Origin of the sequence: Halomonas sp. H33-56 (assembly GCF_040147035.1) — a bacterium.
Lineage (GTDB): Bacteria > Pseudomonadota > Gammaproteobacteria > Pseudomonadales > Halomonadaceae > Halomonas > Halomonas litopenaei.
The window spans coordinates 3,597,614-3,619,964 of sequence record NZ_JAMSHP010000001.1 but is presented as its reverse complement, the minus strand read 5'-3'; the positions used below and the strand labels follow the sequence as shown (position 1 = coordinate 3,619,964).

Here is a 22,351-nt window from a genome sequence, read left to right as displayed (position 1 = left end):
GTGCGCTGTATCTGTTGCATCCCGGCAGTGCCGGGTCGCTGGACCTCCTCGCCGACACCGTTCAACCGATACCGGTGAGGAAACGCTGCACCTCACCCAGGAGAGCCCTTCATGCTGACGCTGAACGCCGACGACATCCTGCTGGATTGTCGTGCCGAGAGCTGGCGCCACGCCCTCGACGCCGCCTTTGACACCCTGAAGGCGGCCAGCCTGGTCGATGACGGCTACCGCCAGGGCCTGGTCGATCGGGAGTCCCAGTCTTCCACCTGGCTTGGCAATGGCATCGCCATCCCCCACGGCACCCCCGAGAGTCGAGGCGCGGTGCGTCGCACCGGGGTGCGGGTGCTGCAGTTCCCCGAGGGCGTGCGCTGGCACGACGGCAACCTCGTTCACGTATTGGTGACCATCGCCGCCCAGAGTGATGAGCACCTGGATATCCTCAGAAGCCTGACCCACGTGCTCGACCGGGACGGTGTCGCCGAACGCCTGGCTCAGGCGAGCAGCGCCGAGGTGATCACCGAGCTGCTGGCTCGGCCGGTGGTTCGCCCGCGACTGGACCAGGACACCCTGGTGCTGGGCCATCGCGCCGACGACCTGCTCGATCTCGCGCTGGCCGGGGCTCAGCGGCTGCGCCAGCTGGCATTGGTCGATACCGCCTATCTTGCCGAGATGGTCACCACCATCCCGACGCACCTGGGACGGGGGCTGTGGCTTGCGTCCAGCGAAGCCGGCGTGTCCACGCCGGCACTCGCCGCGGTGACGCCGGCCAAGCCCGTCCAGCATCAGGGTAGCGACGTCGAGGCGGTGTTGTGCCTGGCCTCCCATGGCGAGGCAGGACGCCCGCTGGCTGACGCCATCGTGTCGCTGGTGGCGTCACTGGATGAGTCCGACGCCGCCCATCTGCGCGAGCGGGACGCTGACGACTGGCTGGCGCTGCTGGCTGGCGAAGGTGGCTCGGCGCAGAGTCGTCGCGTACGCCTGCTCAACGCCCATGGGCTTCACGCTCGTCCGGCCAAGGTGCTGGTCCAGAAGGCACGCGAAAGCGGGGTCGCCGTGCAGGTGCGCCTGGCCGAGGGCAGCGGACGCCCGGTGTCGGCGGCGTCGCTGACCAAGGTGATCGGTCTTGGTGCCAGACGAGGACAGGAGCTGATCCTGTCGGCGCGAGGCGAGGGTGCCGAACAGGCGCTGACATCGCTGGTCGAGGCGATCAACGATGGTCTGGGGGAGCAGGTGACGCCACTGGCGTCTTCGGCTGTGTCGCAGGCCGGGGCCGAGCAGGCGGTCGCGGAGCCGGTGGCGGCAAGCATGCCGCCCGCCGACCAGCCGCTGGAAGCGGTGGCCGCATCGCCGGGACTCGCGGTGGCGCCGCTTTTCGTGATCAAGACCCCGGACTTCGACTATCCCCGCGAGGCGGCGGACTCCGCGTTAGAGCGACAGCGCCTCGAGCGGGCCATCGCCCAGGGCGGCGAGCAGCTCAAGGCCCTGATCGCCCGGACCGCCGGAGGCGAGGTCGCCGCCATTCTGTCGATGCATGAGGAAATGCTCGAAGACCCGGAACTGGCCCAGGCCGCGCGCGAGGGCATCGACGAGGGGCTTTCCGCCGAGGCCGCCTGGTGGCAGGCAATCGACGTCGCCGCCCGCGCCCAGGAACAACTGGCCGATCGCCTGCTGGCCGAACGAGCCGCGGATCTGCGTGACGTCGGCCGTCGTGTGCTGGGTATCCTGTGCGACGTCGAGCTGCCCGAGCCGCCGGCCGTGCCTTACCTGCTGGTGACCGACGATATCGGTCCGTCCGATGTCGCCCGCCTGGACACCGAGCGGGTCCGCGGCATCCTCACCGCCCGGGGCGGCGCCACCGCCCACAGCGCGATACTCGCCCGGGCACTAGGGATACCGGCGGTAGTCGGTGCCGGTGCCGGCGTGCTGGCGCTCGAAAATGGCACCGAGATGCTGCTCGACGGCGATGAAGGCTGGGTCGTGCCGGCACCCTCGCAAGCGCGTCGCGAGCGCTTCGAGGCGCGCATGGAAGCGCTGGAGGCGCTCAAGGCACGTGCCTGGGACGCTCGCTTCGAGGACGCCCGGACCGAGGATGGTACCCGCGTGGAGGTGGTCGCCAACCTGGGCAATACCGCCCACGCCCGCGACGCCGTATCGCGCGGCGCCGAGGGGGTGGGGCTGCTGCGTACCGAGTTTTTGTTCATGGCCCACGCCTCGCTGCCGGACGTGGAGACCCAGGAGCGCGAATATCGCGAAGCCCTGGATGCTCTGGACGGCCGCCCGCTGGTGGCGCGGACCCTGGACGTGGGTGGCGACAAGCCGCTGGCTTACTGGCCACTGCCCCAGGAGGACAACCCCTTCCTCGGCCTGCGTGGCATTCGTCTGGCCCTCAGGCGTCCCCAGGTGCTGCGCGATCAGTTCAGCGCCCTGGTGAAGGCCGCCGACGGCCGGCCGCTGCGCATCATGCTGCCCATGGTCAAGGACCTGGATGAGTTCCGCGCCGCCCGTGCGATCTTCGATGAGGTGCTGCGCGAACTCGGCGTCAGCCGAGACGGCGACCGCCTGCAGCTGGGCGTGATGATCGAGGTGCCGTCCTGCGCGCTGCTGGCGCCGAGCCTGGCGCCCGAGGTCGACTTCTTCTCCATCGGCACCAACGACCTGACCCAGTACACCCTGGCCATCGACCGTGGTCATCCTGAGCTTTCCGGGGAGTCCGACGGCCTGCACCCGGCCGTGCTGCGGCTGATCCAGATGACCGTCCAGGCGGCCCATGCCCATGGCAAGTGGGTCGGCGTGTGCGGTGAGCTGGCCAGCGACCGCCAGGCGATTCCGGTGCTGGTTGGCCTCGGCATCGACGAGCTGTCGGTGAGCGCCCGCCAGGTACCCATGGTCAAGGCACGCCTGGCGTCGGTCTCCACCACCCGGGCCCGGGAACTCGCCGCCCTGGCATTGGCCGCTCCCACCGCCCGGGACGTGCGCAGAGAGCTGGAGGCGAACCAATGAGCGAGATATCCGGCAATGCCGTCAAGCCACCGGTGCTGACCATTTCGGCCAACCCGGCGCTGGACCTGTCTGTCGCTGTGGACCGGCTGACGCCAGGTGCGCTGCACCGCGCCGAGTCAGTCGAGCTGACCGCCGCCGGCAAGGGCGTCAACATGGCGCGGGTGCTCGCCGCCCTGGGCCACCCGGTCTGTGTCACCGGATTTCTGGGCAGTGACAACGACTCGCCCTTCATCGATGCCTTCGCCGAGATGGGGGTCGAGGACGCCTTTGTGCGATTGCCCGGCGCCACCCGCATCAACACCAAGCTGAGCGAGGCCGACGGTCGCGTCAGCGATATCAATGCGCCGGGACTCAGCGTCGATGCCGACGCCTGGCAGCGCCTGATCGCCACCATCGAGGCGCGCCTGACGACGCCTGCGCTGCGCCCCGCCGCGGTAATGATCGGCGGCAGCCAGCCACCGGGAGTCGGCGCTTCGGCGCTGGCCGAACTGATCACTCGGATCAAGGCCACCGGCGTACCCGTGTGGGTGGACACCAGCGGCGAGGCGCTCAAGGCAGCGGTCAAGGCGGGGGCCGACGCGGTGAAGCCCAACCTGGAGGAGCTGGCCGACTGGGCGGATCGTGACATTGCAACAGACGTCGACGTTCAGCGTGCAGCCCTTGAGCTTTACGCCGCCGGCGTCGGCGACGTGCTGATTTCCGCCGGTGCCGACGGTGTGACCTGGCTGGGTCCGCATGGCCTGTGGCAGTCGCTGCCTCCTGCGGTCAGGGTGGCCAATACCGTATGTGCCGGCGATACCCTGTTTGCCGCCATGCTGCACGGCGTGCTGTGCGAGGCGCCTGTGGAACAGGCGCTGAGGTTTGCCACGGCGCTGTCCGCCGAGGCGGTGCGCCACACCGGCGTGGGCCGGGCCGACGCCTCCGATTTCACCGACCTTCTTTCCGACACCAGGGTGCGGCGCCTCAATGACGTCGAAGCCCGGGGAGTACTTGCATGAACGTGATCCTGTTGACGACCTGCCCCGGCGGCAGCGTCACGAGCTACCTGGCCGCCCAGCGCCTGACCCCTGCCGCCGAGGCCAAGGACTGGCAGCTCTCCACCGAGGTGCACTCGAGCCTGGCGCCGGTCGAGACCCTGTCCCACCAGACCCTGGCCGCGGCCGAGCTGGTGATCGCGGTGGGCGAACCCATCGCCGGGGCCCACCGCTTCAGCGGCAAGCGCCTGTATCGTGGCAGCCTGGAAGATGCCCTGAGCGACCCGTCGGACTTTCTCGAGCGGGCGGCCCGTGACGCCCAGGTGTTTACCCCCCTCAATGATGAGGCGGCCAGCGCTTCAGGGAATGGCCCCGTGGCTGCAGACGTCAGCGACGAGGCGCGCATCGTCGCGGTGACCGCCTGTCCCACCGGGGTCGCCCACACCTTCATGGCCGCCGAGGCACTGGCCGAGGCAGGGCGTGGGCTCGGCCATCAGGTACGCGTCGAGACCCAGGGCTCGGTGGGCGCTCAGGATCAGTTGACCGACGACGAGATCGCCCAGGCGGACCTGGTCATCCTGGCCTGCGATATCGAGGTCGATCCCACCCGATTTGCCGGCAAGCGGATCTACCGCACGTCCACCGGCAACGCCCTGAAGAAGTCGCGCCAGACCATCGAGGCGGCGCTGATCGAGGCCCAGGTGGAAAGCGCGGATGGTGGCGCCAGGGCCGAGTCTGCCAAGAGCTTCAAGGAGAAGGGCGTCTACAAGCACCTGCTGACCGGGGTGTCCTTCATGCTGCCCATGGTGGTAGCCGGGGGCCTCTTGATCGCGCTGTCCTTCGTCTTCGGCATCGAGGCCTTCAAGGAGGAGGGCACCCTGCCTGCCGCCTTGATGGAGATCGGTGGGGGCACCGCCTTCGCCCTGATGGTGCCGGTGCTGGCTGGCTACATCGCCTATTCCATCGCCGATCGGCCCGGCATCGCCCCGGGCATGATCGGCGGCATGCTGGCGTCGAACATCGGTGCCGGCTTCATCGGCGGTATCCTGGCGGGCTTTCTGGCCGGCTACGTGGCCAAGGCGGTGACCCGCTACGTCAAGCTGCCTTCCAGCGTCGAGTCACTCAAGCCGATCCTGATCATCCCGCTGGTCGCGAGTCTGGTCACCGGTCTGGTGATGATCTATGTGGTCGGTGAGCCGGTGGCCGGGGTGCTCGAGGCACTGACCGCCTTCCTCGAGAGCATGGGCTCCACCAATGCGGTGCTGCTGGGGATTCTGCTCGGCGCGATGATGTGCTTCGACCTGGGGGGGCCGGTCAACAAGGCGGCCTACACCTTCGGGGTGGGCCTGCTCGCCTCCGAGACCTACGCCCCCATGGCGGCGATCATGGCCGCCGGCATGGTGCCGGCGATCGGCATGGGCATCGCCACCTTCGTCGCCGGGCGCAAGTTTGCCGACCCCGAGCGCGAGGCCGGCAAGGCCTCCTTCGTGCTGGGGCTGTGCTTCATCAGCGAGGGCGCGATTCCCTTCGCCGCCAAGGACCCGCTGCGGGTGATTCCCATCAGCATGCTGGGCGGCGCCATCACCGGAGCCATCTCGATGCTGGTGGGCGCCAAGCTGATGGCCCCCCACGGCGGCGTATTCGTGCTGTTGATTCCAAATGCGATTACTCCAGTGTTGTGGTACCTGCTGGCGATCGTCGCGGGCTCGCTGGTGACCGGGCTCGGTTACGCCGCCATCAAGCGCGGCGAGACGGCCTCCATGCCGGTGGGCGAGGGGGCCTGATAAGGGGGGCTCGGCACTCACCGGCGGTTGACGGCCAGCAAGGTGCAGATGGCGTCCTGGGCGCCTCTCACTGGTGCACGATGAAGGGTATTGCTCAATGGCCCGGCCTGACAGGTCGGGCCATTTTTTTTGTTCTTGACCCTTTAACGAAATGATCGACTGTTATTTTTCTGGATTCTCAGTAAAAAGACGGAAAAATTCCGAGCGCATGGCATAATGGCGCGCTTCTTGCCTCATGCTAGGCAGGACCCGGAGCAGGTGGCGACCCCACCTCAGCCGGGACAGGGCCTTACCGGGCCCAGGCGGCCCCCACCCGGGGCCTGACAAGGACGACCGTTTTCTTGTGAAGGCCGGCGAAAGTCGGCGCGAGCAGGCACGAGGCGGTACGTCCGATTGATGAGGAGATCCCATGTCAAGCGAACCCGTGACTCTCATGGTGGCCCGCCGCGTGGCGCGTGGACGCTACCGCGACTTCACCCTGTGGCTCGATGAAGGCCGCGAGCTGGCGGCGGACTTTCCCGGCTATCTCGGCTCCGGCATCCTGGCGCCGCCCCCCGGCGACGACGAGTATCAGATCATCTTTCGCTTTCAGGACACCGATACCCTCGCACGCTGGGAGCATTCCGCCTCGCGCCGTGCCTGGCTCGAGCGTGGTGCCGGCCTGTTCGAGGCCCCCCAGGAGCGGCGTGCCCTGGGACTCGACAGCTGGTTCACCAGCCCCGGCCCCAGGGTGCCGCCGCGCTGGAAGCAGGCGATCGCCATCTGGCTGGCGTTCTTCCCGGTGTCGCTGATGTTCCAGTGGCTGCTGGGCGATACCCTGGCGACCTTGCCGCTGGTTCCTCGGGTACTCGCCAGCACCCTGATGCTGACCCCGGTGATGGTGTTCCTTTTCATCCCCCTGTCTACCCGCCTGCTGGCGCCCTGGCTTCAGGCGCCGCCCGGACGTGGCGCTCGCCTGAGCCTGCGTCTGCGCCGCAGCTGAGGCTGACAGGCGGCCCTCCCGGCTCGCATTGAGTCTGGCCACTGCTCGCGCCTACACTCAGGTCATGCGGCGTTGCCGCGGATCTTGAGGACAGCCCATGGGCAGTGCGAGCACGGCGCCCCGCGTGGAAGGCGACATCACCGCGCGGGAGCGCCCTACACCAGAACAACAAGAGCTTGCGTCGCTGGGACTCAAGGTGGCGGCCAGCCGCCACCCCAAGGCTGAACAGGCGGCGTGTGAGCTGCATCACGAGCTCTATCATCCCGACCTGGGTTTCGTGCTGTTCTTCGTCAGCGCCGAATACGCGCTGGACCCCCTGGCCCAGGCCCTGGAGTCGACCTTCGGTGGGCTGCCGCTGGCGGGTTGCACCACGGCGGGTGAGATCACCCCGCTGGGGTACGAGCGCGGGACCATCGTCGCCATCGGGTTCGATCGCCGTCATTTTGGCGTGGCCACCACCCTGCTCGAGGACCTCGAGAGCGTCTCCCTGATCGACGCCCAGCGTCGGGTGGAGTCGCTTCTTGCCACCGCCAGGGGGCATCTGGATGGCGAGGCCTTCGCGCTGACCCTGCTCGATGGGCTGTCGGCCAGCGAAGAGCAGGTGCTGACCACTCTGGACGCCGCCCTGGGTGGTATCCCGAGCTTCGGTGGCTCGGCCGGGGACGACAACCGACTGGCGCATACCCATGTGTTTGCCGGTGGGCGCTTTCACAGCGCGGCGGCGGTGGTGGTGCTGATCACCACCCACCATCCCTTCGAGGTGTTCTCGACCCATCACCTGGCGGCACGCCGTGACAAGCTGGTGGTCACCCGCGCCGATCCTGCGGGCCGGCGTGTGCTGGAGCTCAATGCCCTGCCCGCGGTGGACGAGTACGCCCGGCTGGTCGGTGTCTTGCCAAGCGAACTCGATGAGGGCGTGTTTGCCCGCCACCCGTTGGCGGTCAAGCTGGGCGATGCCTACTACGTCCGCTCGATCCAGCGTGCCAACGCCGACGGTAGCCTCAGCTTCTACTGCGCGGTGGAGACCGGCATCGTGCTGACCGCCATGGCCGGCACGCCGATTCTCGAGGCCCTCGACGATACCCTGGGGGGCCTTCAGCGCCGGCTGGGGAAACCGCAGTTGATCATCGGCTGTGACTGCTTTCTCAGGCGTCTGGAGTTCGAGGCGCTCGCGCAGATCGGCGACGCCTCCGAACGACTTTCCAGGGCCTCGGTGGTGGGCTTCAACACCTACGGTGAGCAGCACCACGGCATGCATATCAACCAGACTTTCACGGGGGTGGCGATTGGATCTGGTCGGTGAGCCAAGGCAGGATCGCGCCAGCAGTGCACTGGAACAGGAACTGCTGGAGGAAAACCATCGGTTACGCCGGATCTGCCAGGCGCTGATCGAGCGGGTCGAGTCCGCCGGGGCGGGCGGGGCACCCTATGGTGCCTTCGAGCACGCGGTGCTGCTCGCCGAGCAGGTGCGCGAGCGCACCGAGACCCTGCACCGTACCCTGGATGAACTGGCCGAAACCAATGCCCGTCTGGAGGAGGCCCGGCGCGACGCCGAGGCCGCCAATGCCTCCAAGACCCGCTTCCTGGCGGCGGTCAGCCACGACCTGCTGCAGCCGCTCAACGCCGCGCGGCTGTTTGCCAGCGCCCTGGAAGAGCGAAAGCTGCCGGAAGAATCCGGTCGCCTGGTGCAGCGTATCGATCGCTCGCTCAGCGACGTGGAATTGCTGCTGGGGACCCTGGTCGACATCTCGCGACTGGATGCCGGGGTGTTGACCCCGGACGTGGCCCCCTTCGCCGTCTCGCAGTTGCTGGATGCGCTCGCCGAGGAATTTCGTCAGATGGCCGGCGCCCGCGGGCTGGCGTTTCGCTATGTGCCGAGTTCCGCCTGGGTCGAGTCCGACCTGGCGCTGCTGGCCCGAGTGATTCGCAACCTGATGTCCAACGCCGTGCGCTACACCGAGTCGGGGCGGGTGCTGCTCGGCTGTCGCAGACGTCGGGTAGGCCAGCAGTACTGGCTCGAGATCCTGGTGGGGGATACCGGCCCGGGCATCGACGAGGCTCGGCGCGACGAGATCTTTCTGGAGTTTCGCCGGGGCAACGCCGCAGCCCCGGGGCAGGAGCGCGGGCTGGGACTGGGGCTTGCCATCGTCGATCGCATCGCCCGGCTGCTCGATCATCCCATTACCCTCAATAGCCGACCCGGCCAGGGCGCCCAGTTCTCGGTAAGCGTGCCCTGCGCTCGCCCGGCGCGTGCGGTGGCCCCGTCGGCCTCGACCCTGCAGCAGGCCGGCACGCGGCAGCTGCAGAGTACCGAGGTATGGGTGCTGGACAACGATCCCGCCATCCTCGAGGGCATGAGCGCGCTGCTGGGTGGCTGGGGATGTCGGGCGCGCCTCGCGTCGCGAGTGGTTGAACTGGAACAGAGCCTGGCCGAGCGCCACGAGACACAGGGCATGGATAGGCCGTCGCCAACGGTGGTGATGATCGACTACCACCTGTCCAGCGACGAAGAAGATGGCCTGGCGCTGGCGCAGCGCCTGGCCGGCTCTCATGTAGACCTGGCCCCGATACTGATCACTGCCAACCACGACGCCGAGATCAAGCGGCGTTGTCGTGAGCTTGGCTTCCCCTGTCTACTGAAGCCGCTGAAGCCCCTGCGCCTGCGTCAGGCACTGATACACCTGCTCGACGCCGGTTGAGCCGTCTTGCCTTGGTCAGCGAGACGTTCTGCCTTCTAGCGCGCCCGCCGCCTGGCCAGGCAGGCCAGCAGGGTGGACTCGTCGGCTGCCAGGATCGCCTGAACACGGCTGCCGACGCCAAGCTTCTTGAGGATCGCCGAGACGTGGGTCTTGACCGTGGTCTCGGCGATATCGAGCTCGCGGGCGATGACCTTGTTGGAGGCGCCGCGAATCAGCAGGGACAGCACCTCGAGCTGCTTGACCGTCAACTGCTCGAGCGCGCCTGCATCGGCTGGACCCGTCACCCCCTGTGTCGCCCCCTGCGTCGCAGGCGGGGCACTCGAGGCCTCGGCCGGGCGGCGCATGATCTCGGCGGGCAGATAGATCTGGCCGTCCAGGATCTGCTTGATCGCCGCCAGCAGGTCCGGGCGTGGCGTGGACTTCGGCAGGTACCCGATGGCGCCCAGATCCAGGGCGCCGAGCACCGTGGCGCGCTCGCTTTCGGCCGACAGCACCGCCACCGGCACCGCCGGAAATGCCCGGCGCAATTCGCGCAGCCCGTCCAGGGCCGAGGCGTCAGGCAGATTCAAGTCCAGCAGCACCAGGTCGACGTCGTCGTCGGCGTCGAGGGCGCTTGCCAGCGCGGCGAAACAGTCCGCCTCGCGCAGCTCGGTGCCGGGCAGGCCCGATTGAATGACCGCGGCAATGGCGTCGCGAAAGAGCGGGTGATCGTCAGCCACCATCAGGCTGTACATGTCTGGCGTCCCGGTTGTCTGTGTCCTTGGTCGGTCTCCTACCGAAGGAGGAGGCGCTCTCCTGCCAGGGCAGTATGTCGCAAGCCAGGTTCCTGACCAAGACTGGAGTGGCAGACAACTACAACATCCTTTCCAAGGAGACACGCCATGATCTACGCCAACCCCGGACAACCCGACGCCGTGGTCAGCTTCGACGAGCGCTACGGCAACTATATCGGCGGCGAGTTCGTCGCCCCGGTCAAGGGTCAGTACTTCGACAACGTAAGCCCGGTCAACGGCCAGGTGTTCTGCCAGATCCCCCGCTCCGGTGCCGAGGATATCGACAAGGCGCTGGACGCCGCCCATGGGGCAGCGCCGGCCTGGGGGCGCACCTCCGCCGGCGAGCGCAGCAACATCCTGTTGAAGATTGCCGAGCGCATCGAGGCCAACCTGGAGGCGCTGGCGGTGGCCGAGTGCTGGGACAACGGCAAGGCGGTGCGCGAGACCCTGAACGCCGATATTCCGCTGGCGGTGGACCACTTCCGCTACTTCGCCGGCTGCATTCGTGCCCAGGAAGGCACCGCCGCCGATATCGACGCCAATACCGTGGCCTATCACTTCCACGAGCCACTCGGCGTCGTCGGCCAGATCATCCCCTGGAACTTTCCGCTGCTGATGGCCACCTGGAAACTCGCGCCTGCGCTGGCCGCCGGCAACTGCGTGGTGCTCAAGCCCGCCGAGCAGACCCCGGCTTCGATCCTCAAGCTGATGGAGGTGATCGGTGACCTGCTGCCTCCCGGCGTGGTCAACGTGGTCAACGGCTTCGGCGCCGAGGCGGGGGAGGCCCTGGCCACCAGCAAGCGCATCGCCAAGATCGCCTTTACCGGTTCCACCCCGGTGGGCTCGCACATCCTCAAGTGCGCTGCCGACAACATCATTCCTTCTACCGTGGAGCTTGGCGGCAAGTCGCCCAACATCTACTTCGCCGACATCATGAACGCCGAGCCGGAGTTCATCGACAAGGCCGCCGAGGGGCTGGTGCTGGCCTTCTTCAACCAGGGTGAGGTGTGCACCTGCCCGTCGCGGGCGCTGATCCAGGAGAGCATCTACGAGCCGTTCATGGCCAAGGTGATGGAGCGGGTCACCACCATCAAGCGTGGCAACCCGCTGGACACCGAGGTTCAGGTCGGCGCCCAGGCCTCCAAGGAGCAGTTTGACAAGATCATGTCCTACATGGACGTGGCCCGGGAGGAAGGCGCCGAGTTCCTGACCGGTGGCAACCAGGCCAAGCTCAATGCCGATCTGGACACCGGCTACTACATCGAGCCGACGCTGCTCAAGGGCAACAACAAGATGCGCGTCTTCCAGGAAGAGATCTTCGGCCCGGTGGTGGCGGTGACCACCTTCAAGGATGAGGAAGAAGCCCTGGCGATTGCCAACGACACCGAATTCGGTCTTGGCGCCGGCGTCTGGAGTCGTGACATCAACGTGGCCTTCCGCATGGGGCGTGGCATCCAGGCCGGTCGCGTATGGACCAACTGCTACCACCAGTATCCCGCCCACGCCGCCTTCGGCGGCTACAAGAAATCCGGCGTCGGTCGCGAGACCCACAAGATGGCGCTCGAGCACTACCAGCAGACCAAGAACCTGCTGGTGAGCTACGACACCAACCCCCTCGGTTTTTTCTAAAGGGAGTCGATCCGGGCCCGGTACCACCGGGCCCGGGAAGCTTCACCCCAGTGGCCTGACGCCGTTTGGCTCTCAGCGCCACGCCCCTTCACCGGGTGTCCCCGGACACCTTTCTCCTCTGTACCGTCCTTCCTTGATAGCGGGCGGATAGAGACCCTTTTTGCCCGGATCAGGGCAAGGAGTATAACAATGCAAAGCACCATGGAAGCCGCCGTCGTTCGTCAGTTCGGTCAGCCCTTGACCATCGAGGAGGTCGAGGTACCGCGTCCTGCCAGGGGCGAGGTACTGGTCAAGATCGCCGCCTCCGGGGTCTGCCATACCGACCTGCACGCCGCCCACGGCGACTGGCCGGTCAAGCCCAACCCGCCATTTATTCCCGGACACGAAGGCGTCGGCGAGGTCGCCGCGGTGGGCGAGGGTGTAAACCACGTCAAGGAAGGCGATCGGGTGGGGATTCCCTGGCTGTACAGCGCCTGCGGCCACTGCGAGCACTGCCTGGGTGGCTGGGAGACCCTGTGCGAGTCCCAGCAGAACACCGGCTACTCGGTCAACGGCGGCTTCGCCGAGTACGCCATCGCCGACGCCGGCTTCGTCGGCCATCTGCCGAGCAACGTCGGCTTCGTCGAGATCGCCCCGGTACTTTGCGCCGGTGTCACCGTCTACAAGGGCCTGAAGACGACCGATACCCGCCCGGGGCAGTGGGTGGTGATCTCTGGCATCGGTGGTCTTGGCCATATGGCGGTGCAGTACGCCGTGGCCATGGGCCTGAACGTGGCGGCGGTGGACGTGGCCGACGACAAGCTGGAGCTGGCACGACGGCTCGGCGCCACGGTCACCGTCAACGCCTTGAAGGAGGACCCGGTGGCGGCGATCAAGCGGGACATCGGCGGCGCCCACGGGGCCCTGGTCACGGCGGTCTCGCCGAAGGCCTTCGAGCAGGCCCAGGGCATGGTCCGGCGCGGTGGCACCATCGCCTTGAACGGCCTGCCGCCGGGCGACTTTCCGCTTCCGATCTTCGATACCGTGCTCAACGGCATCACCGTGCGTGGCTCCATCGTCGGTACCCGTCAGGACCTTCAGGAGGCGCTGGACTTTGCTGGTGAAGGCAAGGTCAAGGCCACCGTGTCCACCGACCGTCTGGCCAATATCAACGACATCTTCGGCCGCATGATCGATGGCAAGATCGAAGGCCGAGTCGTGCTCGATATGCAGGGCTAGGTTGACTGAGCAGCAGCGGTCGATACAGCAGGGCGGCGACACCAGGTGTCGCCGCCCTGTCATATGCATGTGATGTCCTTGTCATCCTTGCCTACGCTGGTGTCGCGGCACCATCCATGGCATCTCGAACCCGCAAGGAGCCGACCGCATGAGTACCGAACGTCACGCCCCCCTGGCCCTGGAGGCCGTCATCTTCGACTGGGCCGGGACCCTGGTCGACTTTGGCTCCTTCGCCCCGACCCAGGTGTTTGTCGAGGTGTTCGCCGAGATCGGTGTGGCCGTCAGCCTCGACGAAGCCCGTGGCCCCATGGGCATGAGCAAGTGGGATCATATCCGCGCCCTGTGCGATCTGCCCGACATCGCCGAGCGTTTTCGCCAGGCCTGTGGCCACTCGCCGAGCGACGAGGACGTCGACGTGCTCTATCGGCGGTTCATGCCGTTGCAGGTGGCCAAGGTGGCCGAGCATTCCGCGCCGATTCCTGGCGCCCGGGAATGTCTCGCGGGGCTGCGGGGCAGAGGACTCAAGATCGGTTCCTGCTCCGGCTATCCCGCCGAGGTGCTGGCGCCGGTGCGCCGTGCGGCGCGCCAGGCGGGGCTCGAGGTGGACCACGCCGTCGCCGGTGACGAGGTGGTGCGCGGGCGACCCGGGCCGGCTCAGGCGCTGGCCAATGTGGTGGCGCTCGGTATCGGCGATGTGGCGGCTTGCGTCAAGGTCGATGATACCGCTCCCGGCATCGAGGAGGGGCGCGCCGCCGGCATGTGGACGGTGGCGGTGACCGATACCGGCAACGCCATGGGGCTGGATCTCGAGGGTTACCAAGCGACCCCGCCGGACGCGCTCGAGCGGCGCCGGCGCCACGTAGCCGAGCGACTGAGCGCCTGTCGCCCCCACTACCTGATCGCAAGCGTCGCCGAGCTTGACGGTGTGCTGGATCAGATCGCGGCTCGGCTCGCCCGGGGCGAGCGACCCCAGGCCTCGTGAAGGTCAGCTCGGGGAAAAAACGGACAGGTCGAGTGCGTGGCTGCGTCCCAGCCAGATGACGCCCTGGGTATGGTCGAAGAGGTCGTCGTCGGTGCCCAGATGCACGAAGATGTCCAGCTCGCCCCGATGGATGGCGAGCCAGGGCACGATTTCGCCGAAGGCCTCGGCCGCGAAGGATAGCTGGCAGCTCCAGCGCGGATGCGGCCCCACCGGTTGTTGATGAAAACGCCCCACCTGAACGGCAAAGCGCGACTGGCATTGCTCGGCCAGGGTCCTGGCCTGGGCAAGCCCTTCGGCATCGTCGTAGTAGAGGTGGGCGTGGTAGTAGCGAATCTGCTCGACGTCGGGCATGGGACTCTCCTGGGCGCTCTGCTGATGACGTCGACAAGGATCGCGTCCCTGGCGATGCATGGCAATCGCGGTGTCACGCCCGCCTGCCCACCAGCGTTACATACTGAAGCGGCGGCCCTGGGGCCGCCGCTGTCACTTGCTCCGGCGTCGTCGGTGACGACCTTGCCGGTTCACGCTCAGGGTTCCTGGGTCGTGCCCTGGGGTGGCTCGCCGATAAAGCCCGGCATGGCCGGCGTCGGCGTGCCCTGGCGGGCGATCGCCAGGAACTGCAGGTGGCGTTCGTACTCGCCGAGCACGTCATCGATGACCTGACCCCGGGTGTAGCCATTGAGGTTCTGACCCACGCCGCCTTCGGCCAGATGCACGTCCAGGCGCAGGTAGTAGTCATCGTCCGCCGGCAGGAAGCTCGGCGTGCGCATGCGATGGGGGCGGACCTGGTAGACGAAGCTCTGCATCTCCTCGAAGTCTACCTGCAGGGTCAGCCGCGGCAGCGGTTCGCCCTCGATCTGCTCTTCGCTCAGGGTGGCCGACTGGCCGCGACGCTCGAGCTCCTCGACGAACTGTTTCAGGCCCGGACGCAGGGCGTGCTCCATGGTCGACTCGGCACCGGCGCGGTTGGAGGTGTCCAGCGCCCGATCCAGGCGTTCCTTCCAGTTGCCGCCTTCGCCGCTGGCCGCGACCAGCTTGCGCGCGTCGGCCTTTTCCTTCTCGGTGCGCAGGGCCCGGGCCAGTCCCACCATGATGGCGAACATCACCAGCGAGAACGGCAGGGCGGTGATCACCACCGCGCTTTGCAGGGCGTCGAGGCCGCCGGCCATCAGCAGGGCGATGGTAATCAGGCCGATCACCGCCGCCCAGAAGATGCGCAGGCGGATCGGCGCGTCGTGGTTGACGTCGCGCAGAATCGAGGTGAAGTTGGCCAGCACCAGGGCGCCGGAGTCCGCCGAGGTAACGAAGAACACCACTCCGAGCAGGGTGACCACCGAGGCGGTGACGCCGATGTAGGGGTACTGCTCGAGGAAGGTGTAGATGGTGGTCTGGGGAGTGGCCAGCGCCTGCTCGCCGAGCACCGCCAGGCCGTCATTGGCGACCATGTCGATGCCGGCGTTACCGAAGATCGACATCCACGCCATCATGAAGCCCAGCGGAATCAGCAGGGCGCCAAGGGCGAACTGACGAATGGTGCGCCCGCGCGAGATGCGCGCCAGAAACAGCCCGACGAAGGGCGTCCAGGCGATCCACCAGCCCCAGAAGAAGATGGTCCACCAGCCTTTCCACTGCTGGGCGTCGCTGCCGGCGAAGGCGTAGGTGTCGAAGCTCTTGCCGACGAAGCCACTGAGATAGTCGCCGACGTTGAGCACCAGGGCGTTGAGCAGCGCCAGGGTGTCACCCTGGAACAGCACGAACAGCAGCAGGGCGGCGGCCAGCAGCATATTGAACTCGGACAGCCGGCGAATGCCCTTCTCGACGCCGGTGACCACCGAGATGGTCGCCAGGATCACCACCAGCACGATCAACACCACCTGGGTCGACAGGCTTTCGGGTACGCCGAACATGAAGCTCAGGCCGTAGTTGAGCTGGATGACGCCGATACCGAGGCTGGTGGCGATGCCGAACACGGTGGAGATCACCGCGGTGATATCGACGGCATTGCCTATGGGGCCGTAGATGCGCTTGCCCAACAGCGGATAGAGGGCGCTGCGGATGGCCAGCGGCAGGCGATGGCGATAGCTGAAGTAGGCCAGGGCCATGCCCATCAGCACGTACATGCCCCAGCCGGTCAGGCCCCAGTGGAGGAAGGTCTGGGGCACCGCCTGCCTAAGGGCGGCGGCGCTTTCCGGGGCCATGTCCGGGGGCGTCAGATAGTGCGACAGCGGCTCGGCCACGCAGAAGAACAGAAGGTCGATGCCGATGCCTGCGGCGAACAGCATCGAGGCCCATGACAGCAGCGAGAACTCCGGGCGCGAGTGGTCCGGGCCGAGGCGAATGTTGCCGACCCGGGACAGGCTGATGACCAGCACGAACACCAGATAGGCCACGGCGGCCAGCATGTAGTACCAGCCGAAGGTGTCGTTGACCCAGGCAAGACCGCTGTCGAACAGGGCACCGGCCCGTTCGGTGAAGGTCATGGTGAAGAACAGAAAGACCACGATGCCGGCTACCGCGCCGTGAAAGACGACGGGGTTGAGGCGATCGCGGGAGGCGCTCTCGTGATGTGACATGCACGTGCTCCCTCGAGGATGAAGTGAGACAGAGCCTGCCCGGCGAGGCTATCGCCGTTCTCCACGATGCCATCCTGGCATCCTGATGCTGCTTCCGTGAGCGTTACGCCATTTTGTTAATTGACCGACCAATTAACAAAATGATGATGGCGGAGTGGCCGAGTCGTGGCTCGGCACCTGTTGGCGGCTCTTGCGAAGGGTCTGGGCGACCCACCGCGGCCAGGGGCGCGCGGTTATTTTATTGATTGAACGTTCAATAAAATACAGAGATGGGGAGCATCTTTCAACCCGAGGGGGAGAAACGGCGGGCAGGGGGCGCACGAAAACGCCATGCCCGAGGCTCGGACATGGCGTGTTGGTACAGGGCTTTCTGGTCCCCCGGAGCAGCGCCTATGGCCGAACCGGTGGCGTCAATATCAGGCCTCGGGGGCGTGATGCTTGTCGTGACCATGAGCGCGGTGCTCACCCGGACCACCGCGGGGGTGGTCGCCGTGGCCCGGCATCATGGTGTGCTTCAGTTCACGCAGCTGGCGCTCGTCGAGGATCTCGGCCAGCTGGTCACGGGTGGAGGACATCAGTTCGCGCCAGGCGTCATGACGGGCTTCGGGGTTCTCGAAGTCCTGGGCCTTCAGCGCTTCGGCGCCTTCCTTGAAAGATTCGCGAGCGGCGTTGAAGGCGTCGCGCTCGTCGTCGGACAGCTCCCACTTGTCGACCAGGGCGTTGATGCGCTCCTCGCGCAGCTCGTGGCGGGCACGTTCGAGGGCGGCGACACCGTCTTCACCGAGGATCTCCATGCGCTGCTCGCGGAAATCGTCGTTGAGTTCCTTGACCTCCTGACGGTGCTCCATGGCGGCCTGCTTCAGGGCTTCGCGGGTCTCGGCGTCGATGCCGGCGCGGTCAAACAGCTCGGCGCGCATCTCGCCCCCTTCGTGGCGCGGGCCTTCTGGGCGGTCGGGCGAGGCTGTTGCGGTCATGGCGACCGGCAGCAGGGCGGCAGAGACAGCGGCGGACAGCAGGGCCTTGCGGGCAAATGTCATTTTCATGGGTCGACTTCCTTCAGCGTTGATGCCTCGTCACAGGACGTGGCGTTATGGCGGGCGATGCCCTTGTTGACGTGATCCATCTTGACCCTGGCTCGTGCAAGGCTGATGCAGCCAATGTGCAGAGAAGCGGCAAGCGCAGACGAGTTCGTGCAACGCAGGGTTCGAATTTTCGATGGGGGAGTAGAGCAGCGGCCGAGGAGTCGGCGCCGGTGAAATTTTCTTCAATACCGAAGGCCGTCATCGCGTCAGCCTGAAACGCCATCCTGTGAGGCATGTGTGATGACGTTTTCTCTGGAAGAACTGCTGGCGATCTTCGCCTTCTCGCTGGTGGCCTCGATATCGCCGGGCCCGGTCAACCTGCTGATCCTGTCCACCGGAGTGGGTCACGGCTGGCGCCGAGCGATGCCCCTGGTGGTGGGTGCCAGCGGCGGTTTCACCCTGCTGCTGGGCCTGCTTGCGGCGGGGCTCGGGAGTGTCTGGCTGGCGCTGCCCGGGCTTCAGTGGCTGGTGCGGCTGGCGGGCCTGAGCTTTGTGGCCTGGCTGGCCTGGCGCCTGTTGACGGACGCAGGCGACTGGGGCACGGACCAGCGGCGTGAACCGCCGGGTCCCGCCACCGGCGCGCTGATGCAGTGGCTCAACCCCAAGGCCTGGATCGCCTCGCTGGCAGGGTTGGGACTGTTTACGGCGGGACGGGGAAGCGTCGATATCGCGCTGTTCACCCTGGTCTGGGGCAGCGTCTGTCTGGCGAGCGCCATCGGCTGGGCGTGGCTCGGTGGACACGCCCGGGGCTGGCTGTCGTGCGAGGCAAGACGGCGGGTTCTCCAGCGCCTGCTGGCGGCCTTGCTGATTTGCAGCGGCGCGCTGATGCTGCTGTGAGGCAGCTTGCGGCCACCGGTACGACGGTCAGGCGCGCTGCTTAAGGTGCTGAATCTGACCCTTCAACGGGCCTGGCATCTGATCTTGCATATAACCTTGCATCTGATCCTGCATATGACCCTGGATATAGTGCCCCGGGGTGGTGGCCAGCAGCTTCTTGAAGGTGCGCTGCAGGTGCGCCTGGTCGGCGAAACCGCAGTCGTTGGCGACCGCAGCGATGGGATCGCCCCGTCGCAGTCGTTGCCTGGCATGACGCACGCGCAGGTCGATCAGCGCAGCATGGGGGGTGGTGGCATAGTGACGTCGAAAGCCCGAAATCAGGCTGGTGGCGCGGCACTCGGCGGCGGCGCAAAGATCGTCCAGGCGCAGCTCTTGCTGCCAGTCGTCGTGAAGCCGCTCCCAGGCGCGCACCAGTCGCTCGGGAGGCGCGCCATGTTCTGCCTCGCCTTGCGCCGGCAGGTCGAGCAGGCCTGTCAGGCGCTCGGCGAGCCGCTCAAGCACGGTCTCGCGCTCAAGCAGGCTGGCATCCCCATCGGCAAGGGCGTCGGTGGCGACGCGAATGGCATGGTGAAGGTGGGCGTCTTGCGTCGTCAGTGCCGAGAACACCGCGCCGTCGTCGCCGTCGAGGCCGCAGCGCTCGGTCAGCCAGGCGCTGTCCAGGTAGAGCATGTCATAGCCCCAGTCTCGCTCGCTCAAGGCGTTGCAGGCGTGGACGTCGCCGGGGTTGATCAGCACCACGTCTCCCTGGCGCACCTCAAGGGTACGGTGGCGGTTGAGGAAGCTCGAGTGGCCCTGGACGATCGCGCCCAGCGAGTGGGTGTCGTGGCTGTGGGGCGCGTGGCTTAGCCGGTGCCCGCCCCTGACTCGGCGCGCCTCGACCTGGGGCATCCGCGGGTCGCGCAGATAGCGGGAAAAGGTGGCAGCGATCCTGGGGGGCATGACGGTCTTCCTGGCAAGACGCGGTGGCTGCGTCGAGGTCTTCACTCTCGTCGATCCTGAGATGCCAGGCAAGAGACGCCTGCGCTGGATCAAGGGAGAGGGGAGTTTGTCAGGCATTTTTGGCGTCGCAACCCTTGGCGAGGCCAAAGCCTGATAGCCGTCAACGAGGCCCGCGGGGGGCATTGTTAAGGTCTGTCATCTTTTTTCAAGGCGCGCTGTCAATTCGACGAACGGTCAGGGGGACTTGGCTCGGCGTCGGACAGCAGCGTCACCTCAGACATCGAGATCCACATGACAGACACCGTGACGTCCACCCGGGAGGCCGGCGAGGCCCCCAGCTATCGCGAGATGCACCGCGATGCCAGCGAATTTGCCAGCCGTTCCGACTACCTCGAGCATGAACTCAAGATCATGCGTCCCCGGCGCTATGGTCTCAATCTGATCGGCCGGGACTTCCACTTCGAACTCGAGGACCTGGTACCGGCGATTGCCGGCACCATCGGCATCATCGCCATGTACTCGGCGGTGATGATGTCCTGGGCCAATGGCCTGTCCGCCGCCTGGCCCGATGTCACCCTGGGGCGCGAGTTCGCCATCGCCGTCTCGCGCCTGGAGATGCTGCTGCCGGTCCTGCTGTTCTGCGTGCTGGGCTCGGGTATCTTCAATCCGCGTGCCAACCTGGCCGGCAATCACGGCCCGATGATTCCGCTGATCGCCAGCATGGCCCTTGCCGGTGCCCACCCGCTGGCCCTGGCGCTGTGGATCGGCGCCTTTGGCCTCGGCCTTTCCTGGGTCAAGGGCGGCTCGCGCCTGGTCAACCTGACCTCCCAGGGCACCGCCGGTGGCCTGCTGATCTTTCTCGGCTTTTCCGGCGCCATGAGCCAGATCGGCAGCCTCAAGGCGTGGGGCATGGGGCTCGAGGGCGAGATGGGTTACGTCGCTCTGGTGGTGCTGGCGGTCAATATCCTGCTGTACGCCGTGCTGGCGCGGCTGGGCAAGCGCTGGCTGGCGATTCCCGCCTGCGCGGTCACCGGCCTGGTGGTGGCGCTGGCGCTGGGTGCGGGCTTCGATCTCGAGTTCACCACCGAGACCGGCCTGCCGCCGCTCAGCCCCAGCTACTGGTGGGGCAGCACCGACCAAGGCTGGATGCTGGGGCTGCCGAACATGCAGCACTTCATCGCCTCGCTGCCGTTCGCGATCCTGGCGGTTGCCATGTGGTCACCGGACTTTCTCGGTCATCGCATCTTCCAGGAGATGAACTATCCCAAGGGGACCGATCGGGTGTTGATGGACGTCGACGACACCATGACGATGTGCTCGCTGCGTCAGGTGGTTGGCACCGCCCTCGGCGGTGGCAATATCACCTCGTCCTGGGGCACCTACATGATCCCGGCGGCCATCGCCAAGCGGCCGATTCCCGCCGGCGCCATTTTGCTGGGGCTGTTGACCATCGCCATCGCCATCCTCGGCTTCCCCATGGATGTGGCGGTGTGGCCGCCGGTGATGTGCGTGGCGCTTTTGGTCGGAGTCTTCCTGCCGATGCTGGAGGCCGGCGTGCAGATGATCAAGGAAAGCCGCGACGCCCAGGCCGCCGGCGTTTGCCTGTTCGCCGCGGCGGTCACCAACCCGGTGCTGGCCTGGGCGGTGACCATGCTGCTCGACAACAACGGCTGGATCGGTGATCGCGAACGCGCCACCCGGCTGTCGCTGGCCGACCGTCTGATCATCCCCGCCTCGGTGCTGGCGGTGTGTCTGTTCGCCATGCTGGCGGTGGGCATGTTCGAGGGACAGTACGGGATTCCCGCGCTGTTCTAGATCGAGCGCAAGTGCCATACGCAAGAGGCCGCCCTTGGGCGGCCTCTTGCGTTATCGGTGAGTCGGTCGAGACACTTAGCCGACCGGCTTGCTTGGTGCTGGCGACTGAATCTTCGGGCCTGCCGTCAGTCGAGGCGAAACAGATAGAGGGGGCTCTCGATTACGGCCATGGCAGCGTGACAGAGGGCACAACGTGATATATGGCGGCCCCCCTGAGTACGGTGCTTGACTCGCCTCTCCACGCAAGTGGCCCGTCCACCGGCAGGTATGGAGAGGCGCGCTCAGCAAGCGATGGCCTGAATGCCTTTTTTCTGGATGACTGCCAGTAGCCTCAGCGCGGGCCCTCCAGGACGCTTCACGCCGCGCTCCCAGTCTGAGACCAGGTTCTTGCTGACGTTGAGGTAGCGAGCGAAGACAGACTGAGAAAGATTTTCGCGCTCGCGCAGCGCTCTGATGGCGTCGGGGGAAATCATTTCTACAGTGGTGAGGCAGCTCTCATCGAAGTCGCGCATCGTTTGCTTGTCGACGGCGCCTACCTCGTGCAGAGCTTCCATGGTTTCATGGATCGCCGCCATCGCTTCGCTACGGTATTTCTTCGCCATCGTCTTCCACCTCCAAAAAATGCCCCTTATGAATCAACTCGACCAGGTGCTCTTCTGACAGCTCGAGGATGTGTTGGGCGGCCCGTTTGAACGCAACCTTTTCCTCGTCGCTGATATTGCTCTGTTGGCTCTTGGCGAAGCCGTAAACGAAGAAGGCTCGGTGTGCCTGGCGGTAGAGGATGATCGTGCGGTAGCCGCCTGACTTGCCTTGCCCGGGACGAGCCACCCGCTGCTTGATCACGCCTCCGCCCAGGTCAGCATCGATCAAGCCCCGTTCCGCTCGCTGGATAGCGTCGCGCAGCGCGGCGGCGTCAAGTTTCTGCTTTCTGGCGAAGCGTTCAAACCAGGCGTTCTTGAAGATCCTCACCGGCCGTGTCCTTGCCATTCGTAGTGTACTACATAGTGTGACATCATGCGGCCCGCAGCAACTGTCCTGCCTGCAGCAGGGCGTTGCAGGGCAGT

18 protein-coding genes are annotated in these 22,351 nt (G+C 66.5%); 11 read left to right on the top strand and 7 right to left on the bottom strand.

Annotation, left to right across the window (positions count from 1 at the left end):
- The first annotated feature begins 111 nt into the window (after positions 1-111).
- The 6 genes from ptsP (at position 112) to NFH98_RS15405 (ending at position 9,439) form a co-directional block, all read left to right on the top strand.
- Positions 112-3,000: a phosphoenolpyruvate--protein phosphotransferase gene (gene ptsP / locus NFH98_RS15430; protein ID WP_349622923.1), complete on the top strand. Its 2,889-nt coding sequence runs from the start codon at positions 112-114 to the stop codon at positions 2,998-3,000.
- On the top strand, positions 2,997-3,998 hold the full coding sequence (locus NFH98_RS15425; protein ID WP_045994078.1) for a 1-phosphofructokinase family hexose kinase: 1,002 nt from the start codon (positions 2,997-2,999) through the stop codon (positions 3,996-3,998). The genes ptsP and NFH98_RS15425 overlap by 4 nt, the downstream gene beginning before the upstream one ends.
- The gene (locus NFH98_RS15420) at positions 3,995-5,758 is read left to right on the top strand and encodes a PTS fructose-like transporter subunit IIB (protein WP_045994077.1); all 1,764 of its coding nucleotides are present in this window, start codon (positions 3,995-3,997) and stop codon (positions 5,756-5,758) included. Before NFH98_RS15425 ends, NFH98_RS15420 begins: the two co-directional genes overlap by 4 nt.
- Before the next feature lie 409 nt (positions 5,759-6,167).
- Complete coding sequence (locus NFH98_RS15415) at positions 6,168-6,740, top strand: putative antibiotic biosynthesis monooxygenase (RefSeq protein ID WP_204248979.1); 573 nt, start codon at positions 6,168-6,170, stop codon at positions 6,738-6,740.
- Between the two features lie 97 nt (positions 6,741-6,837).
- Positions 6,838-8,043: a nitric oxide-sensing protein NosP gene (gene nosP, locus NFH98_RS15410; RefSeq protein ID WP_083970549.1), complete on the top strand. Its 1,206-nt coding sequence runs from the start codon at positions 6,838-6,840 to the stop codon at positions 8,041-8,043.
- The gene (locus NFH98_RS15405) at positions 8,027-9,439 is read left to right on the top strand and encodes an ATP-binding response regulator (RefSeq protein WP_231498611.1); all 1,413 of its coding nucleotides are present in this window, start codon (positions 8,027-8,029) and stop codon (positions 9,437-9,439) included. The genes nosP and NFH98_RS15405 overlap by 17 nt, the downstream gene beginning before the upstream one ends.
- A gap of 35 nt (positions 9,440-9,474) precedes the next feature.
- On the opposite strand, the gene NFH98_RS15400 is transcribed toward NFH98_RS15405, so the two are convergent.
- On the bottom strand, positions 9,475-10,173 hold the full coding sequence (locus tag NFH98_RS15400; protein ID WP_349622922.1) for a response regulator: 699 nt from the start codon (positions 10,171-10,173) through the stop codon (positions 9,475-9,477).
- Between the two features lie 147 nt (positions 10,174-10,320).
- On the opposite strand from NFH98_RS15400, the gene exaC reads away from it, so the two are divergent.
- The 3 genes from exaC to phnX all read left to right on the top strand — a co-directional run bounded on the left by exaC (position 10,321) and on the right by phnX (position 14,041).
- Positions 10,321-11,841: an acetaldehyde dehydrogenase ExaC gene (gene exaC, locus NFH98_RS15395; RefSeq protein ID WP_045994075.1), complete on the top strand. Its 1,521-nt coding sequence runs from the start codon at positions 10,321-10,323 to the stop codon at positions 11,839-11,841.
- Between the two features lie 189 nt (positions 11,842-12,030).
- Complete coding sequence (adhP, locus tag NFH98_RS15390) at positions 12,031-13,059, top strand: alcohol dehydrogenase AdhP (protein WP_349622921.1); 1,029 nt, start codon at positions 12,031-12,033, stop codon at positions 13,057-13,059.
- Between the two features lie 148 nt (positions 13,060-13,207).
- The gene (gene phnX, locus NFH98_RS15385; RefSeq protein ID WP_108448262.1) at positions 13,208-14,041 is read left to right on the top strand and encodes a phosphonoacetaldehyde hydrolase; all 834 of its coding nucleotides are present in this window, start codon (positions 13,208-13,210) and stop codon (positions 14,039-14,041) included.
- A 3-nt stretch (positions 14,042-14,044) separates the two neighbouring features.
- On the opposite strand, the gene NFH98_RS15380 is transcribed toward phnX, so the two are convergent.
- The 3 genes from NFH98_RS15380 to NFH98_RS15370 form a co-directional block, all read right to left on the bottom strand.
- Entirely contained in the window at positions 14,045-14,392 is a 348-nt protein-coding gene (locus NFH98_RS15380; protein ID WP_045994072.1) for a DOPA 4,5-dioxygenase family protein, read from the bottom strand.
- Positions 14,393-14,568: 176 nt separating this feature from the next.
- Complete coding sequence (betT, locus tag NFH98_RS15375; RefSeq protein WP_349622920.1) at positions 14,569-16,614, bottom strand: choline BCCT transporter BetT; 2,046 nt, start codon at positions 16,612-16,614, stop codon at positions 14,569-14,571.
- Positions 16,615-17,030: 416 nt separating this feature from the next.
- A complete protein-coding gene (locus NFH98_RS15370) occupies positions 17,031-17,657 on the bottom strand; it encodes a hypothetical protein (protein WP_108132461.1) in 627 nt (208 codons plus the stop codon).
- A gap of 279 nt (positions 17,658-17,936) precedes the next feature.
- Between NFH98_RS15370 and NFH98_RS15365 the strand changes: the two genes are divergently transcribed.
- Positions 17,937-18,533: a LysE family translocator gene (locus NFH98_RS15365; protein WP_348814729.1), complete on the top strand. Its 597-nt coding sequence runs from the start codon at positions 17,937-17,939 to the stop codon at positions 18,531-18,533.
- A gap of 27 nt (positions 18,534-18,560) precedes the next feature.
- Here the strand turns inward: NFH98_RS15365 and NFH98_RS15360 are convergent, their stop codons facing one another.
- On the bottom strand, positions 18,561-19,472 hold the full coding sequence (locus NFH98_RS15360; protein ID WP_348814728.1) for a helix-turn-helix transcriptional regulator: 912 nt from the start codon (positions 19,470-19,472) through the stop codon (positions 18,561-18,563).
- A gap of 291 nt (positions 19,473-19,763) precedes the next feature.
- Between NFH98_RS15360 and NFH98_RS15355 the strand changes: the two genes are divergently transcribed.
- On the top strand, positions 19,764-21,287 hold the full coding sequence (locus NFH98_RS15355) for a DUF3360 family protein (protein WP_348814727.1): 1,524 nt from the start codon (positions 19,764-19,766) through the stop codon (positions 21,285-21,287).
- Between the two features lie 281 nt (positions 21,288-21,568).
- On the opposite strand, the gene NFH98_RS15350 is transcribed toward NFH98_RS15355, so the two are convergent.
- Together NFH98_RS15350 and NFH98_RS15345 are read right to left on the bottom strand one after the other, a co-directional pair.
- Complete coding sequence (locus tag NFH98_RS15350) at positions 21,569-21,889, bottom strand: helix-turn-helix domain-containing protein (RefSeq protein WP_108132465.1); 321 nt, start codon at positions 21,887-21,889, stop codon at positions 21,569-21,571.
- On the bottom strand, positions 21,870-22,256 hold the full coding sequence (locus tag NFH98_RS15345; protein ID WP_348814726.1) for a type II toxin-antitoxin system RelE/ParE family toxin: 387 nt from the start codon (positions 22,254-22,256) through the stop codon (positions 21,870-21,872). The genes NFH98_RS15350 and NFH98_RS15345 overlap by 20 nt, the downstream gene beginning before the upstream one ends.
- Between the last annotated feature and the right edge of the window lie 95 nt (positions 22,257-22,351).

Excerpts from the sequence above, each read along its gene's own strand:
- phnX (WP_108448262.1), top strand. The coding sequence starts at position 13,208 with ATGAGTACCGAACGTCACGCCCCCCTGGCCCTGGAGGCCGTCATCTTC.
- NFH98_RS15360 (WP_348814728.1), bottom strand. The coding sequence starts at position 19,472 with ATGCCCCCCAGGATCGCTGCCACCTTTTCCCGCTATCTGCGCGACCCG.
- exaC (WP_045994075.1), top strand. The coding sequence starts at position 10,321 with ATGATCTACGCCAACCCCGGACAACCCGACGCCGTGGTCAGCTTCGAC.
- NFH98_RS15420 (WP_045994077.1), top strand. The coding sequence starts at position 3,995 with ATGAACGTGATCCTGTTGACGACCTGCCCCGGCGGCAGCGTCACGAGC.
- NFH98_RS15425 (WP_045994078.1), top strand. The coding sequence starts at position 2,997 with ATGAGCGAGATATCCGGCAATGCCGTCAAGCCACCGGTGCTGACCATT.
- NFH98_RS15370 (WP_108132461.1), bottom strand. The coding sequence starts at position 17,657 with ATGAAAATGACATTTGCCCGCAAGGCCCTGCTGTCCGCCGCTGTCTCT.
- NFH98_RS15350 (WP_108132465.1), bottom strand. The coding sequence starts at position 21,889 with ATGGCGAAGAAATACCGTAGCGAAGCGATGGCGGCGATCCATGAAACC.
- adhP (WP_349622921.1), top strand. The coding sequence starts at position 12,031 with ATGCAAAGCACCATGGAAGCCGCCGTCGTTCGTCAGTTCGGTCAGCCC.
- NFH98_RS15355 (WP_348814727.1), top strand. The coding sequence starts at position 19,764 with ATGACAGACACCGTGACGTCCACCCGGGAGGCCGGCGAGGCCCCCAGC.
- NFH98_RS15415 (WP_204248979.1), top strand. The coding sequence starts at position 6,168 with ATGTCAAGCGAACCCGTGACTCTCATGGTGGCCCGCCGCGTGGCGCGT.
- nosP (WP_083970549.1), top strand. The coding sequence starts at position 6,838 with ATGGGCAGTGCGAGCACGGCGCCCCGCGTGGAAGGCGACATCACCGCG.
- NFH98_RS15400 (WP_349622922.1), bottom strand. The coding sequence starts at position 10,173 with ATGTACAGCCTGATGGTGGCTGACGATCACCCGCTCTTTCGCGACGCC.
- betT (WP_349622920.1), bottom strand. The coding sequence starts at position 16,614 with ATGTCACATCACGAGAGCGCCTCCCGCGATCGCCTCAACCCCGTCGTC.
- NFH98_RS15380 (WP_045994072.1), bottom strand. The coding sequence starts at position 14,392 with ATGCCCGACGTCGAGCAGATTCGCTACTACCACGCCCACCTCTACTAC.
- ptsP (WP_349622923.1), top strand. The coding sequence starts at position 112 with ATGCTGACGCTGAACGCCGACGACATCCTGCTGGATTGTCGTGCCGAG.
- NFH98_RS15365 (WP_348814729.1), top strand. The coding sequence starts at position 17,937 with ATGACGTTTTCTCTGGAAGAACTGCTGGCGATCTTCGCCTTCTCGCTG.